Origin of the sequence: Sphingobium sp. V4 (genome assembly GCF_029590555.1) — a bacterium.
In the GTDB taxonomy this organism is placed as follows: Bacteria; Pseudomonadota; Alphaproteobacteria; order Sphingomonadales; family Sphingomonadaceae; genus Sphingobium.
Genome location: NZ_CP081001.1, coordinates 2340518 through 2354764 on the forward strand (window position 1 = coordinate 2340518; position 14247 = coordinate 2354764).

At 66.3% G+C, this 14247-nt stretch carries 18 protein-coding genes; 7 read left to right on the forward strand and 11 right to left on the reverse strand.

From position 1 onward, the window contains the following. Positions 1 to 33 precede the first annotated feature (33 nt). Positions 34 to 660: a 5'-methylthioadenosine/S-adenosylhomocysteine nucleosidase gene (locus K3M67_RS11620; RefSeq protein WP_285831538.1), complete on the forward strand. Its 627-nt coding sequence runs from the start codon at positions 34 to 36 to the stop codon at positions 658 to 660. On the opposite strand, the gene K3M67_RS11625 is transcribed toward K3M67_RS11620, so the two are convergent. From K3M67_RS11625 to petA, 4 genes are all read right to left on the reverse strand, one after another. After that, positions 661 to 1197, reverse strand: coding sequence for an adenine phosphoribosyltransferase (locus K3M67_RS11625; RefSeq protein ID WP_066857328.1), 537 nt, complete (start codon positions 1195 to 1197; stop codon positions 661 to 663). A 76-nt stretch (positions 1198 to 1273) separates the two neighbouring features. Then, positions 1274 to 2122: a cytochrome c1 gene (locus K3M67_RS11630; protein WP_066857321.1), complete on the reverse strand. Its 849-nt coding sequence runs from the start codon at positions 2120 to 2122 to the stop codon at positions 1274 to 1276. 14 nt (positions 2123 to 2136) lie between these two features. Continuing rightward, positions 2137 to 3429, reverse strand: coding sequence for a cytochrome b (locus K3M67_RS11635; RefSeq protein ID WP_066857319.1), 1293 nt, complete (start codon positions 3427 to 3429; stop codon positions 2137 to 2139). Between the two features lie 11 nt (positions 3430 to 3440). Further along, positions 3441 to 4007, reverse strand: coding sequence for a ubiquinol-cytochrome c reductase iron-sulfur subunit (gene petA / locus K3M67_RS11640; RefSeq protein ID WP_066857316.1), 567 nt, complete (start codon positions 4005 to 4007; stop codon positions 3441 to 3443). Between the two features lie 206 nt (positions 4008 to 4213). Between petA and K3M67_RS11645 the strand changes: the two genes are divergently transcribed. From K3M67_RS11645 to K3M67_RS11655, 3 genes are read left to right on the forward strand one after another with little or no spacing between them, the layout of a single operon-like run. Further along, positions 4214 to 4672 (forward strand): tRNA (cytidine(34)-2'-O)-methyltransferase, encoded by a 459-nt coding sequence (locus K3M67_RS11645; protein WP_066857313.1) that lies wholly within the window; start codon positions 4214 to 4216, stop codon positions 4670 to 4672. Then, positions 4669 to 5559: an oxygen-dependent coproporphyrinogen oxidase gene (gene hemF / locus K3M67_RS11650; RefSeq protein WP_285831539.1), complete on the forward strand. Its 891-nt coding sequence runs from the start codon at positions 4669 to 4671 to the stop codon at positions 5557 to 5559. Before K3M67_RS11645 ends, hemF begins: the two co-directional genes overlap by 4 nt. Before the next feature lie 5 nt (positions 5560 to 5564). Then, positions 5565 to 6164: a GNAT family N-acetyltransferase gene (locus K3M67_RS11655; protein WP_285831540.1), complete on the forward strand. Its 600-nt coding sequence runs from the start codon at positions 5565 to 5567 to the stop codon at positions 6162 to 6164. On the opposite strand, the gene K3M67_RS11660 is transcribed toward K3M67_RS11655, so the two are convergent. After that, positions 6146 to 6940, reverse strand: coding sequence for a DUF7847 domain-containing protein (locus K3M67_RS11660; protein WP_066857304.1), 795 nt, complete (start codon positions 6938 to 6940; stop codon positions 6146 to 6148). The two genes, K3M67_RS11655 and K3M67_RS11660, sit on opposite strands and share 19 nt — an antisense overlap. A gap of 81 nt (positions 6941 to 7021) precedes the next feature. Between K3M67_RS11660 and lipB the strand changes: the two genes are divergently transcribed. The 3 genes from lipB (at position 7022) to K3M67_RS11675 (ending at position 8891) form a co-directional block, all read left to right on the forward strand. After that, entirely contained in the window at positions 7022 to 7741 is a 720-nt protein-coding gene (gene lipB / locus K3M67_RS11665) for a lipoyl(octanoyl) transferase LipB (protein ID WP_285831541.1), read from the forward strand. A 63-nt stretch (positions 7742 to 7804) separates the two neighbouring features. Next, the gene (locus K3M67_RS11670) at positions 7805 to 8095 is read left to right on the forward strand and encodes a hypothetical protein (protein WP_066857298.1); all 291 of its coding nucleotides are present in this window, start codon (positions 7805 to 7807) and stop codon (positions 8093 to 8095) included. Between the two features lie 103 nt (positions 8096 to 8198). Continuing rightward, complete coding sequence (locus tag K3M67_RS11675) at positions 8199 to 8891, forward strand: hypothetical protein (RefSeq protein WP_285831542.1); 693 nt, start codon at positions 8199 to 8201, stop codon at positions 8889 to 8891. 97 nt (positions 8892 to 8988) lie between these two features. Here K3M67_RS11675 and queE read toward each other — a convergent pair whose 3' ends face one another. From queE to K3M67_RS11705, 6 genes are all read right to left on the reverse strand, one after another. Then, a complete protein-coding gene (gene queE / locus K3M67_RS11680) occupies positions 8989 to 9636 on the reverse strand; it encodes a 7-carboxy-7-deazaguanine synthase (protein WP_066857293.1) in 648 nt (215 codons plus the stop codon). Between the two features lie 3 nt (positions 9637 to 9639). Then, positions 9640 to 10341 (reverse strand): 7-cyano-7-deazaguanine synthase QueC, encoded by a 702-nt coding sequence (gene queC, locus K3M67_RS11685; RefSeq protein ID WP_066857290.1) that lies wholly within the window; start codon positions 10339 to 10341, stop codon positions 9640 to 9642. A 47-nt stretch (positions 10342 to 10388) separates the two neighbouring features. Then, complete coding sequence (locus K3M67_RS11690; RefSeq protein ID WP_285831543.1) at positions 10389 to 10793, reverse strand: DUF3617 domain-containing protein; 405 nt, start codon at positions 10791 to 10793, stop codon at positions 10389 to 10391. A 153-nt stretch (positions 10794 to 10946) separates the two neighbouring features. Then, positions 10947 to 11819 carry an Hsp33 family molecular chaperone HslO gene (gene hslO / locus K3M67_RS11695; protein ID WP_198162854.1) on the reverse strand — a complete coding sequence of 291 codons (873 nt, stop codon included), beginning with the start codon at positions 11817 to 11819 and terminating at the stop codon, positions 10947 to 10949. A gap of 127 nt (positions 11820 to 11946) precedes the next feature. Further along, on the reverse strand, positions 11947 to 12876 hold the full coding sequence (gene argF, locus K3M67_RS11700; protein WP_066857283.1) for an ornithine carbamoyltransferase: 930 nt from the start codon (positions 12874 to 12876) through the stop codon (positions 11947 to 11949). Positions 12877 to 12978: 102 nt separating this feature from the next. Further along, on the reverse strand, positions 12979 to 14175 hold the full coding sequence (locus K3M67_RS11705; RefSeq protein WP_066857275.1) for an aspartate aminotransferase family protein: 1197 nt from the start codon (positions 14173 to 14175) through the stop codon (positions 12979 to 12981). Positions 14176 to 14247: the final 72 nt, after the last annotated feature.

Below are 14247 nucleotides of genomic sequence, written 5' to 3' on the forward strand. Positions count from 1 at the left end.
AAGGCTCGGCCCGGACGATCGGGGAATGCACCAATGATGCCGGGCTGCGAGACGATATCAGGCAAGCGGATACTGTTCGTGATGGCGGTGGAGGCCGAATATGGCCCGCATCTGCGCGCGCGATTCATTCCGCTGATGACCGGCGTAGGACCGGTGGAAGCCGCGCTGGCGACCGGCGTCGCCTTGCACGACATGGCGCGGCAGAACGCCCTGCCCGACCTGGCGGTCTGCCTGGGCTCGGCGGGATCGCGCACCTGCCCGCTGGGCGACATCTATCAGGTAGCCAGCGTTTCGTGGCGCGACATGGACGCCTCGCGCCTGGGCTTTGCCAAAGGGGTAACGCCCTTTGTCGACCATCCCGTCGACCTGCCGCTGGCAACCCCGCTCCCCCTGCCCCTCGCGCGCCTGTCCACCGGGGCGAACATCGTCGGGGGCGAGGATTATGCCGCGATCGACGCCGACATGGTCGACATGGAGACCTTCGCGGTGGCGCGGGCCTGCGCCCGTTTCGGCGTGCCGCTGATGGGATTGCGCGGCGTGTCCGACGGACCGGGGGAGTTGGACCATATCAACAGCTGGATGGAATTGCTGGGCCTGCTGGACGAGCGGCTGGCGGCGGCGGTGGACCTGTTGCCCGCCGCTCTCGCGCATCCGGGCTGATCAGTCCCCGTCGAAGCGGATCAGCGCCTGCGCCGCGACGCCATCGGCCTCCAGCGCCGCCCTGCCACCCAGATCGGGCAGGTCGACCGCAAAGAGCGCCATCAGCACGCTGGCGCCCTGTTCGCGCAGCAGTTGGGCGGCGGCGATCGCGGTGCCGCCGGTGGCGATCAGATCGTCGACCAGGATGACGCGCGCGCCGCGCGGTACCTGCCCTTCATGCATTTCCAGCCGGTCGGTGCCATATTCCAGCACATAGTCGATGCCGACCGTCCTGCCCGGCAGCTTGCCCGCCTTGCGCACCGGCACGAATCCCTTGCCCAGCGCGAGCGCGAGCGCCGCGCCCAGGATGAAGCCGCGCGCCTCGATCCCGACGATCAGATCGGGGTCGAGCGGGCGCGCGATCGCCGACAGGCGATCGACCAGCTCGGAAAAACCCTCCCCGTCGGCGAGCAGGCTCGTCACGTCGCGGAACAGGATGCCCGGCTTGGGAAAGTCGGGGATGGTGCGGATAAGGGCGGTCAGGCCGTCGATGCTCATGGGAAGCCTCCATAGAGAAAGGGCGCGGTTTCCTCAAGAAACCGCGCCCCTCCCTTTTTCTCCGGTCCGGCTTCCGTCAGGCCGCCTTTTTCTTGTCCGCCCAGATATTCTGATAGGACATATAGGCCAAGCCCGTCGCGATCAGCAGGAAGACGATGGTAGCAAGGCCCGCGCGACGGCGGTTTTCCAGCTTCGGCTCGGCCGTCCAGGTCAGGAAGGCCGCGACGTCCTGCGCCATCTGGTCCACGGTCGACTTGGTGCCGTCGCCATAGGTCACCTGGCCATCGGCCGACAGCGGCGGCGCCATGGCGAGGTTGAGGTTGGCGAAATAGGGGTTGTAGTGCAGCCCTTCCGGCGTCTTCGAATCCGGGAACTGCTTGAGCAGTTCGGCAGGTTGCGCCCGATAGCCGGTCAGCAGCGAATAGACATAGGCGCTGCCATGATGGCGGGCCTTGGTCATCAGCGACAGGTCCGGCGGGATCGCATTGTTGTTCGCCGCCGCCGCCGCGACATTGTTCGCGAACGGCTTGGGGAAATAATCGGCCGGCACCGGCTCGCGGGTCGAGGCCTCGCCCGTGGCCGGATCGACCGACGGGGTCTTGATCGCCCACTGCTTGGCGATGGCCTTCACCTCGGCCTCGTTATAGCCGAGCGCTTCCAGGTCGCGGAAGGCGACGAACTTCAGGCTGTGGCAGGCCGAGCAGACTTCCTTGAACACCTGGAAACCACGCTGCAGCTGCTGCTTGTCATATTTGCCGAAGGGGCCGTCGAACGAGAAGGCGACATGCTTGGGAGCCAAGTGAAATTCATGCTCCACCGTGGGCTGGGGCGGCTCGGTGACATAGGCCACCGCGCCCACCAGGAAGGAAACCAGCAGCCAGCCCGCGAAGAAGAGGCCGACGAGAAATGCGCCGATGCGTACCATATCTGTCTACCCCCTTATTCGGCCGGGACCGCGACGGGTTCGCCGTCGGTCTTGCCATATTTCGCCAGCACCGATTCGGTGATCGAGCCGGGCAGCGGCAGCGGCTTTTCGAAGCGCGAGATGAGCGGCAGGATGATGAGGAAGTGAGCGAAATAATAAGCCGCCGCCACTTGGCTGATCATCACGAACGGCTCTTCCGCAGGGGCGCCACCGCAATAGCCCAGCACCGCCACGTCCGCGAGCAGGATGTACCAGAATTTCCGGAAGGTCGGACGATAGCGGCCCGAACGCACCGGCGAGGTATCCAGCCAGGGCAGGAAGAAGAGCAGCAGGATCGACGCGAACATCGCCAGCACGCCCAGCAGCTTTGCGGGGACGAAGAAGAAGTCCACCGTGAAGGCGCGCAGGATCGCGTAGAAGGGCCAGAAATACCATTCCGGCACGATGTGCGCGGGGGTCGAGAGCGGGTTCGCCTCGATATAATTGTCCGGATGACCCAGGAAGTTGGGCGCGAAGAACAGCAGGACCGAGAAGATGATAAGGAAGACACCCGCGCCGAAACCGTCCTTCGCGGTGTAATAGGGGTGGAACGGGACGGTATCCTGCGGCCCCTTCACTTCCACGCCGGTCGGGTTCGAGGACCCCGGAATATGCAGCGCCCAGATGTGCAGGATGATGACCCCCGCGATCACGAAGGGCAGCAGGAAGTGCAGCGAGAAGAAGCGGTTGAGCGACGCGTTTCCGGGAGCGAATCCGCCCAGCAGCCAGGTCTGGATCGGTTCGCCCACCACCGGGATCGCGCCGAACAGGCCGGTGATCACCTTCGCGCCCCAGTAGGACATCTGGCCCCACGGCAGCACATAGCCCATGAAGGCAGTCGCCATCATGAGGAGGAAGATGACGAGGCCGAGCAGCCACACCATTTCGCGCGGCGCCTTGTAGGAGCCGAAATAGAGACCGCGGAAGATGTGGAGATAGACGACGATGAAGAAGAAGCTGGCGCCGTTGGCATGGGCATAGCGCATCAGCCAGCCCGAATTGACGTCGCGCATCGTCTGTTCGACGGTGCTGAAGGCCACCAGGTCGTTGGCGCCATAATGCATCGCCATGATGACGCCGGTGACGATCTGGATGACCAGCGCGAGGCCGGCCAGCACGCCGAAATTCCAGAAATAGTTGAGATTGCGCGGGACGGGATAGCCCGCACCGATCGCGTTGTAGACGAGGCGCGGCAGCGGCAGCTTCTCGTCCATCCACTGCATCGCCGGATGCTTGGGAGTATAATGCTCAGCCCAGGGAAAGCTCATGGTTTCTTACCTCAGCCTACGAGAATGGCGGTGTCGGAAGTGAAGCTGAACTTCGGAACTTCCAGATTCTTGGGCGCGGGGCCTTTGCGGATGCGCGCGGCGGTATCGTAGGACGAACCATGGCATGGGCAGAAATAGCCGCCATATTCGCCCTTGTTCTCGCCCTCGCCCGCGCCCAGCGGCACGCAGCCCAGATGGGTGCAGACACCCATCGTCACCAGCCACTGCTTCTTGCCGTCGACGGTGCGTTCCTCCAGCGTCTGCGGGTCGCGCAGCGTGGAAGCGTCCACCTTGTCGGCTTCGGCGATTTCCTTGGGGGTCAGCTGCCGCACGAACAGCGGCTGGCTGCGGAAGGTGGTCTTTATCGCCTGCCCCGGCTGGATCGCCGACAGGTCCACTTCCGTCGATGCGAGCGCCAGCACGTCCGCGCTGGGGTTCATCTGGTCGACCAGCGGCAGGACGACGGCGACGGCGCCGACTCCTGCGAAGCTCACCGCAGCGATGTTGATGAAATCGCGGCGGCGCACCCCTTCTCCGCCGGATAGACCTTGGCCGTCAGAATGCTCTACGCTCGCCATGCACCTCTACCCTTGCAAGACTTCCCTGTCACACCGGAATGCCGTTACCGGCGCTACTTATCAAGGGATTTGGGTCGTCAGCCGCAGCTGCCCCCGCCTACCCCCCGGCGTGGTTCGGGGAGCCTGATAACCGCACATTGCGCGCTTTGCCAACCGCAATGTTACTTAAACTGTTGCAAATCGCGTCCGTGCGGTAAGGCGCGGCCATGCGTATCGCCCTTTACCAACCCGAGATCGCGGGCAATGTCGGCGCAATCCTGCGGCTGGCGGCCTGTTTTTCGGTCCCTGTCGACATCATCATGCCGACTGGATTCGCCTTTTCCGACACCCGCCTGAAGCGGGCGGCGATGGACTATGGCGAGGCGGCGGACGTCACCCGCCACGTCAATTTCGCCGCGTTCGACGCCGCGCGCCGGGCCGAAGGCCGCCGCCTGCTGCTGATGAGCGCCCATGCCTCGCAGCGACTGCCCGATGTGCAATTTCGCGCCGACGATGTGTTGATGATGGGATCGGAAAGCGCCGGCGTGCCGGAGGATGTCCGCGACCTGGCCGATATTCGCGTCCGCATCCCCATGGCGCCGGGCTTCCGGTCGCTCAACATCGCCGTGTCGACGGGCATCGCCGTCGCCGAAGCCCTGCGCCAGACCGGAAGGTTCCCGCAATGACCGCCAGCAATCCCGTTCCCACCGTTCCCTTCGCCCTCGACGCCCGGCAACAGGCCGCGCGCAGCTGGTTCGAATCGCTGCGGGACCGCATCTGCGCCGAGTTCGAGGCGATCGAGCGCGAAGCCGGCAGCGACGCCCGCTTCGCCTTCACCGCCTGGGACCGCGAGGCCGACGGTCAGGCGCCCGGCGAGGGTGGGGGCGGCGTGCGCGGCGTGATGAAGGGCAAGGTCTTCGAGAAGGTCGGGGTCAATGTGTCGACCGTAGGCGGCGAATTCGCGCCCGGATTCGCCCAGACCATCCATGGCGCGGCCGACAATCCCGCCTTTTTCGCCACCGGCATCAGCCTGGTCGCGCACATGGCCAACCCCCATGCCCCCGCCGTCCACATGAACACCCGCTATCTGGTGACCACCAGGAGCTGGTTCGGCGGCGGCGCGGACCTCAACCCGCCTTTGCCGCGCGACGAGGATACGGCGCATTTCCACCAGGTGCTGAAGGCCGCCTGCGACGCGCATGACGCGGATCATTATCCCCGCTTCAAGAAATGGGCGGACGATTATTTCTTCATTCCCCATCGCGGCGTGCATCGGGGCGTGGGGGGCATTTTCTACGATCATCTGGAATGCCCCGACGATGCCGCCTTCGACGCGAATTTCGCCTTCACCCGCGATGTCGGCGACGCCTTCCTCGCCGCCTTCCCGCCGATCGTGCGGCGGCGCATGGGGGAAGGCTGGACGGACGCGGACTATCGCACGATGCTGGAATGGCGCGGTCGCTATGCCGAGTTCAACCTGGTCCATGACCGGGGCACTTTGTTCGGCCTCAAGACCGGCGGCAATATCGACGCGATCCTGATGAGCCTGCCCCCCATGGCGAGCTGGAGCTGACGCGCATGGCGCTGATGCCGGTCGATCCGGGCATGGTGGCGACGATCGTCACCCATCTGGAGATGCGTGATCGCCCCCGGCCCGCGCCGATCCCGCCAGCGCCGCTGCGGCTGGTGCCGTGGAAGCGGCCGGAACTGGATGCCTATCGCGCGCTGTTCCGCCGGGTGGGCGCGCCCTGGCTGTGGTTTTCGCGGCTGGTCATGGCCGATTCGGCGCTGGCGGCGATCCTCCATGACCCGGCGGTGGAGGTCTATGCCGTCACCGATCCGCGCGGCACCGAAGTGGGCCTGCTCGAATTGGACTTCCGCTCGCTGCCCGATTGCGAACTCAGCTTTTTCGGGCTGGTGCCCGAACTGAACGGCAAGGGACTGGGCCGCTGGCTGATGGCGCAGGCGAAGTCGCTCGCCTGGCGCAAGGGGGTGGAGCGGTTCTGGGTCCATACCTGCACGCTGGACAGCCCGGCGGCGCTGGGCTTCTATCTGAGGTCAGGGTTCGTGGCCTATGGGCGGGAGATCGAGACCTTCGCCGATCCGCGGCTGGCGGGAATATTGCCGCGCGACGCCGCGCCGCATGTCCCGCTGCTGGATCAGGCGGCGACCGCCTGACGATAGAGGCGGGCGAGCATCACCAACATATAGACCTGGATCACCGTCGACACGAGCGCCCCGGCGATGCTGCCGGCCAGACGCGCGCCTTCCGGTCCGGCCACCAGCCCGCCCAGCACGCCGACCACCGCCTGCGCCGCCGCGCTCGCGATCGCGGACAGGATCATCACCAGGAACAGAAACCCCAGCAACCGCCAGAAATGGCCGCGCGTCAGCTGCCATGCGGCGCGCAGCGATTCCACCACCCCGGTCCGCCCGTCGATCACCACCGGGTTGAGCAGGACGAAACGGACGCTGGCGAAAAAGACCAGGATCGCGCCGCCAAAGCCGAGAAGCAGGCCCATCGTGGCGCCGAGCGGCTTCGAGGCGAGCGAGAGGACCACGCCCAGGAGGATCGCCATGGTCACGGCCACGACCAGCGCGCCGGCGATCACCAGCGCGGTGCCGATCAGCACCGGCAGGCGCGCGAAGCTCAGCCGCAGCGCCTCCCCCACGCTGATCCCGGGACGCAGCGCCAGCGCGAACAGGGCGAGCGACCCGAACCAGATGAGGATGACCGTCAGCAGCATCGCCACGGCAAAGCCGGGCGGCATGGCGGGGATCGTGTCCGCCTTCGGATCGGCGAACCAGGCCGCCAGTTCGGGCGGGGTCATTTCCTGGAGGATGAGGCCCGGCAGCGCCACGAACAGCAGCGCCACGGGAAAGAGCAGCGACGCCTCCCGCGCGACGAAGGCGACCGCTTCTTCCCACGCCTTGCCGATCGACATCGTCGTCATATCTATGTGCCTGCCTGTGCTTTCCGGAAATTATGGCGCGAGACTTGATCGCTCGCCCGCCCCAAGTCAAGGAAGCGCCCCATGTCCGATCCCGTTTCCGATGCCACGCCCCCGCCCCTTCCCTTTCCCGCCCGACTCGAATGGCGCGTCGAGACCGCGCCGCTCGACTATCCGCCCGCGCTGGCCGAGATGGAGGCGCGCGCCGCGGCCATTTACGAAGGGCGCGCGCAGGAACGGGTCTGGCTGCTGGAACATCCCCCGCTCTACACCGCCGGGACCAGCGCGAACCCAGCCGAACTGCTCGACCCGCGCTTTCCCGTGCATGATGCGGGGCGCGGCGGGCGCTACACCTATCATGGGCCGGGGCAGCGGATCGGCTATCTCAACATCGATTTGCGGGAACGGGGCAAGGATGTCCGCAACTTCGTCCATCATCTGGAAGGCTGGATGATCGCGGCGCTGGGCGACCTCGGCATCGCGGCGCGGCGGGCGGACGGGCGGATCGGCATCTGGACCGACGACCGCCAGGGCCGCGAGGCGAAGATCGGCGCGCTGGGCATCCGGGTGCGGCGCTGGGTGACGCTCCACGGCTTTTCGATCAACGTCGATCCCGACCTGTCCCATTTTGGCGGCATCGTGCCGTGCGGGATCAGCGAATATCCCGTCACCAGCATCGCCGCATTGGGCGGAAATGCGTCGATGGCCGCGCTGGACGCCGCTTTGAAGGCCCATTTTCCCGCCTTTCTCAGCCGCTTGGCGCGCTGCGGCGCGGGGGTTGAGCAATGCGGGACAGGCGGCTAGGGTCGCGGCTTTCGCTTGGCGGGGGGCTGCCGGGCATTGGAACAGGCTTTCAAGGAGACCCGGATGCGCCTGACTGCACGGACCATCTGCATCGCTGCGCTGCTGCCTCTTGCCGCCTGCGGGGGCGGTGACAAGGGCGGCAACAGCGTGCAGATGAAGGACATGGAGGTGGTGGACGGTACCGCCACCGACGCCATGACCGACCTGGATGGCGTGCAGAGCGAAGGTACAGCCCTGGCCCTGCCCGGCGGCAACGCGTCCGCCAACGGCAGCGAGCCCGCCAAGCCGGCCGCACCGGCGGCACCTGCCGAAAAGGCGCCGGTCCAGGACGACGAAGTGCTTGCCGATCAATAGGAAGCTCCGCTAGCAAGGCCGGACGTTTCAGCGGCGATACAGTCGTCGCGGGGAATGATAACGGACGCGTCGATCGACGCGCCCTGCCTGAGAGGTTTTGTCGATGAAGGTCCGTTTGCCGTCGCGCCGCGCGCTGTTCAGCCTGGCGATCGCCATCGCGCCTGTCGCCGCCCCGCCCGCCGCCGCGCAATTCTACTGGTCGCCGCCCGACATGAGCGCGCCGCCGCTGACCGATACGACCGCCGCCACCGCGCTCGGCCTGCCGGGCGCGACGCCGGCGGAGATCAAGGCCGGGCTGGCGTGGAACATGCGCGCCGCGCTCAACGTCGCGGCGCTGCAATGCCAGTTCGAACCGACGCTGCTGACGGTGGGCAATTACAATGCGATGATCGCCCATCATGACGCGGAACTGGACGCCGCCCAAGCGACCCTGCTCGGCTATTTCCAGCGCACCGTAGGCAAGGGCCGCGCCGGCCAGTCCGCCGCGGACATGTATAACACCCGCATCTATTCGGGCTATTCGACCGTCCAGGCGCAAAAGGGCTTCTGCCAGGAGGCCGCCGTCGTCGGTCGCCAGGCGATCTTCGCCGACCGCGGCACGCTGAACGAGGTCGGGCGCGTCGGCCTGCCCTCGATCAAGAAGGCGCTGGTGCTGGCAGGCGAGCAATTTTACGGCACGCCGGGCTATGACTATGTCGTCGCCCTGCCCTCCTTCGATCCGAAATGCTGGAAGAAGGGCGTGCTGCAACCCCTCTGTCATCAGGCATGGAACGACCGGACCGGCGTGAAGCCCTGACCCGCGCGGGCGCGCGCAACGGCTCGGACGAAGCGGGCGGGTTCAGCGACGTGCCCCCCCCTCTCCCGTTCGGGCCCAACCTGCCGAAGCCCGCCGCCTAGCGCAGCCCCAGATATTTATGCGCCTGCACGGTCAGGCGCCATTGCGGGCGGTCCATGACCAGGGCGATTGCGGCGCGGGCATTGTCGGGCGCATGGGCGTCGTCCAGCGGCTGGAGGAGATGATGGTCGAAAGCCCACTCCGCCATGGCGTCGACATCGGCCAGGCTGTGCCCACCGCCCGGCTGCGGCCAGACCAGCTTGAGTTCATTGCCCGAACGCTGCACCACTTCGCTCCCGGCCTTGGGGCTGATGCAGACCCAGTCGATGCCGGGATGGACCGGCAGGGTGCCGTTGCTCTCGATCGCGATGGTGAAGCCGCGCGCATGAAGCGCGGCGACCAGCGCATCGTCCACCTGCAACATCGGCTCGCCGCCTGTCAGCACGATATAGCGGCCCGCGCCGCCCGCGCCCCAGAAGCCGAGCGCGGCGTCGGCCAGCGCATCGGCATCGGCGAACCTGCCGCCGCCAAGGCCGTCGGTGCCGACGAAATCGGTGTCGCAGAACCGGCAGATGGCTTGGCCACGGTCCTGCTCGCGCCCGCTCCACAGGTTGCAGCCGGCGAAGCGCAGGAATACCGCGCGCCGCCCCGCCTGCACCCCTTCCCCTTGCAGGGTCAGGAACATTTCCTTGACCGCATAACTCATCGGCTATGCCTTTGGCGGCTGCACGGCATAGATGGTGGGATCGGGCAGCCCCGCTTCCTCGAACCCTTTTGAACGCAGGCGGCAGCTGTCGCACAGGCCGCAATGCTTGCCGTCGGGCGTGGGATCATAGCAGGACCAGCTGATCCCGGCATCGAGACCGAGACGGTGGGCTTCGCGCGCGATGTCGGCCTTGCTCATATATTGGAGCGGCGTGTTGATGCGGATCGGATGCCCCTCCACCCCCGCCTTGGTGGCCAGCGTCGCCATCTTCTGGAAGGCGTCGATGAACTCCGGCCGGCAGTCGGGATAGCCCGAATAATCGAGCGCGTTGACGCCGATGAAGATGTCGCTGGCCCCGGCCACTTCGGCCAGGCCCAGTGTCAGCGACAGGAAGATGGTGTTGCGCGCGGGCACATAGGTGACGGGAATGTCGCCACCCACGCCGCCCTTGGGCACGGCGATGTCAGCGGTCAGCGCCGATCCGCCGAAAGCGGTGAGATCGAGCGGCAGGACGATATGGCGCATCGCGCCGAGCGATTCGGCCACGCGCGCCGCCGCATTGAGTTCGACACGGTGGCGCTGATTATAGTCGATCGACAGGGCAAGCAGATGATAGCCCGATTCGCGCGCCAGCCCGCCCGCGACCATCGAATCCAGTCCGCCCGAAAGCAGGACGACGGCGAATTTTCCTTGATTGGCAACCATGGTTTTCGCGCTACCCCCCGGACAGCCGCAGCGCAAGCATCAGGCGGTCAATGGCAGGCGCCGATGCGCCGACCTTCCATCGCGAAGGCGAAGGGTGCTCCGTCCGCCACGCCCTGGGTGCGGATCTGCACCAGCCGCGAGGTTTCCACGCGCAGGTCGGTGCGGCCATTGCCCGCCCCCGCGCAGTCATAGGTCACGCTGGCCGCATGGGCGCTGTCGCTGACGACAAAGCTGTCGCAGAGCGGGCCGGGATGCTGCGGCTGCATCAGCTGGCGCAGGTCGGCGACGCACAGCTTGCGCGTTTCGGCGCCCTCGCCCCGGCCGCGCAGTTCCCATTCGCCCGTTTCCAGCGCGCGCAGGGCCAGCAGCTGCGGCATGGTCACCGCGCCGGCCCAACCCGTCATCATCAATGCCGCCGCGACGCCCAGCGCCCGCAGTCCTGCCTTGCCCATGATCCCTGTACGATCCCGCCAAAAAGGGTGCGCGACGGCCAGGCCGCGCGCAATCCCATCATCCATCCCGCACAAATGCGGCATTTTGATAGCGCGAAGCCGCGCCATTGCCTCAATTACAAATATCGTCAGCGTAACGACAGCGGGCGTTCGTCAGGTGAAACTGTCGACCGCGAGGGGGAAGATGCGCGAGCAGAAAGCGCAATCGACGCCGATCACGCCCCGCTCGTCCGCCATTTCCGCCCGTTCTTCCGGCGGAAAGCGGCCGATGACGCTGCGGATATGCGCCAGGTCGCAGCGACAACCCTTCGCCAGCGGCGCAGGTTCGGTAACGCGCACTTCCTCCTCTTCATGGAAGAGGCGCCAGACGATGTCGGGCAGCGGCAGATCCGCGTCGGTCAGTTCCTCATCCTTCAGCGTGACCGCCAGCGCCTGCACATGCTCCCATTCGGGATGGTCGTGGCGGACATGCAGCCGTTCGCGGCCGACCTCGCCCTCGGGCAGGTGCTGGAGCATCAGGCCGGCCGCGAAGCAGCCTTCGCCCGCATCATGCCGGGTGGCGATGCGGATGATGCTGGGGATCTGTTCGGACTGGAAGAAATAATGTTCGGCCGCATGGGCGAGCGATTCGCCCTCCAGCGGGACGATGCCCTGATAGCGCTCGCCGGTCACCGCCTGGTCGAAGGTGATGGCGAGATAGCCCTTGCCGAACAGACCGAAGAGAGAGGGATTCGGCCCCAGTTCGGCCAACCGGTCGGCGTCGAACTTGGCATAACCTCGCAGTTCGCCATTCTTATAATCGGCAACGAGCAGGCTGACGACGCCATTTTCGGTCTGCGCCTGGAGCGTGAGCTGACCGTCGGCCAGCTTGAGCGTGCTGCCCAGCAGGGCCGCCAGCACCAGCGCCGAGGCAAGCACCCGCTCGATCGGCGGCGGATAGGCATGGGCGGCAAGCACGTCGTCGAGAACCGGGCCAAGCCGCACCAGGCGACCGCGCGCATGGCGGCCGGGAATGGTGAAGCCCATGGCCTGGTCGATGGAGGCGGCAGAAGTCACGATACAGCTCCGGTCGGCCGGCACGAACAGCGCGCCGGCGTGAATAGGCATCCAGCGATGCGGACAGGACGCCTAGATAGGAAGCCCGCCCGAAAACTCAACCAAGCCGCCCGAGCGCCCAGAGCAGAACCGACTTCTGGGCGTGGATGCGATTTTCCGCCTCGTCCCAGATCAGCGACTGCGGGCCGTCGATTACGTCAGCCACCACTTCCTCGCCACGATGGGCTGGCAGGCAGTGGAGGAATTTGGCATCCGCCTTCGCCCCGGCCATCAACGCGGGCGTCACCTGATAGGGCATCATCGCCGCCAGTTTCTCCTCGGCGTGGGACTGGCCCATGGAGATCCAGGTGTCGGTGACGACTACGTCCGCGCCGGCGACCGCTTCGGCCGCATCGCGGGTCAGGGTGATGGTCGACCCGGCGGCGCGCGCCGCCTCCGCAAAGGCCGGATCGGGATCATAGCCTTCGGGAATGCCCATGCGAACATCGAACTTCATCAGGCCGGCGGCCTCCACGATCGAATGGAGGACGTTATTGCCGTCTCCCAGCCAGGCCCACTGGCTGCCGGGCAGCGCCAGCCCATGCTCCACCACGGTAAGCAGGTCGGCAACGATCTGGCAGGGATGCGAAAGGTCAGTCAGGCCATTGACGACCGGGACGCTGGCATAATGCGCCATTTCCTCGATCTTCGCATGGTCGTCGGTGCGGATCATGATCGCGTCGGCCATGCGGCTCAAGACGCGCGCGGTGTCGGCGATCGTTTCGCCGCGCCCCAACTGGCTGGTCGCGCCGTCAAGGATCAGCGACGTGCCGCCCAGCTGGCGGATCGCCATGTCGAAGCTGACGCGGGTGCGAGTGCTGTTCTTCTCGAAGATCATCGCCAGCGTGTGCCCGGCGAGCGGCGCATCGGCGTCCACAGTGCCCTTGGGCTTGCCCGCGCGCGCGGCCTTCCGATCGATGGCATCCGCGATCATCGCGGCGATGGCATTGCCGCCCGCGTCGGAGAGATTCAGGAAATGCTTGGTCATGTCATTGCCCCCTCAACCGTTCGGGCTGAGCTTGTCGAAGCCCGCTCTTTCCCGTGAAGAAGAGCGGCCCTTCGACAGGCTCAGGGCGAACGGGGGTTGGTGTCAGGCCGCCTTGGCCTCCGCGAAGCTCCGCGCGCCGGCGGAAATCTTCTCGATGGCTTCGGCGATATGGCTTTCCTCGATGACGAGGGGCGGCAGGATGCGCAGCACATTCTGCCCGGCCGACACGGTCAACAGGCCATGATGGTCGCGCAGATGGCCGACGAAGCTGCGGGCGTCATAGCCGTCCTTCATCTTGACGCCCAGCATCAGGCCCATGCCGCGCACATCCTCGAACATGTCGTCATGATTGGGGATGAGCTGTTCCAGCGCGGCGCGCAGGCGCGCGCCCATGGCGTTCACATGGTCCAGGAACCCGTCGGCCAGCACTTCCTCGATCACCGTCAGGCCCACCGCCATGGCCAGCGGATTGCCGCCATAGGTGGTGCCATGGGTGCCGAAGACCATGCCCTTGGCCGCGTCCTCGGTGGCGAGGCAGGCACCCAGCGGGAAGCCCGCGCCGATGCCCTTGGCCACCGCCATGATGTCCGGCTTCACGCCATATTGCTCGTGCGCGAAGAAGGTGCCGGTGCGGGCGTAGCCGCACTGCACTTCGTCCAGCACCAGCAGCAGGCCATGCTCGTCGCACGCCTTGCGCAGGCCAGTCAGGAATTCGCGCGTCGCCGGGGTGACGCCGCCCTCGCCCTGCACCGGTTCCAGCAAGAAACCGGCAGTATTGTCGTCGATCGCCGCCAGCGCGGCGTCGAGATCGTTGAAGGGCACCACGGTAAAGCCGGGCAGCAGCGGTTCGAAGCCGTCGCGCATCTTGGGCTGGCTGGTGGCCGAGATCGTCCCCAGCGTCCGCCCGTGAAAGGCGTTGTCGAAACTGATCAGCTTGTGCCGGTGCGCCTCACCATTGGCATAATGATAGCGGCGCGCGGTCTTGATCGCGCATTCGACCGCTTCGGCGCCCGAATTGGTGAAGAAGACGGTGTCGGCGAACGTGTTGTCGACCAGTTTCTGCGCGAACTTCTCGCCCAGCGGCATCCCGTACAGGTTCGACACATGCATCAGCGTCGCGGCCTGATCGGCGATGGTCTTGACCAGTTTCGGATGGCCGTGGCCGAGCAGGTTGACGGCGATGCCGCTGGCGAAGTCGAGATAGCGTTCGCCGCGCTCGCCGATCAGATAGCAGCCCTCGCCTCGCACCGGACGCACATCGCACCGGGGGTAAACGGGCATGAGCGGCGTAATCGACATGGGCCTTCCCTTTCTGGACTGATGTATCATCGTCTGGTGCGCGGACTTGCGCGAAACGCAAAAAGGCGGCCC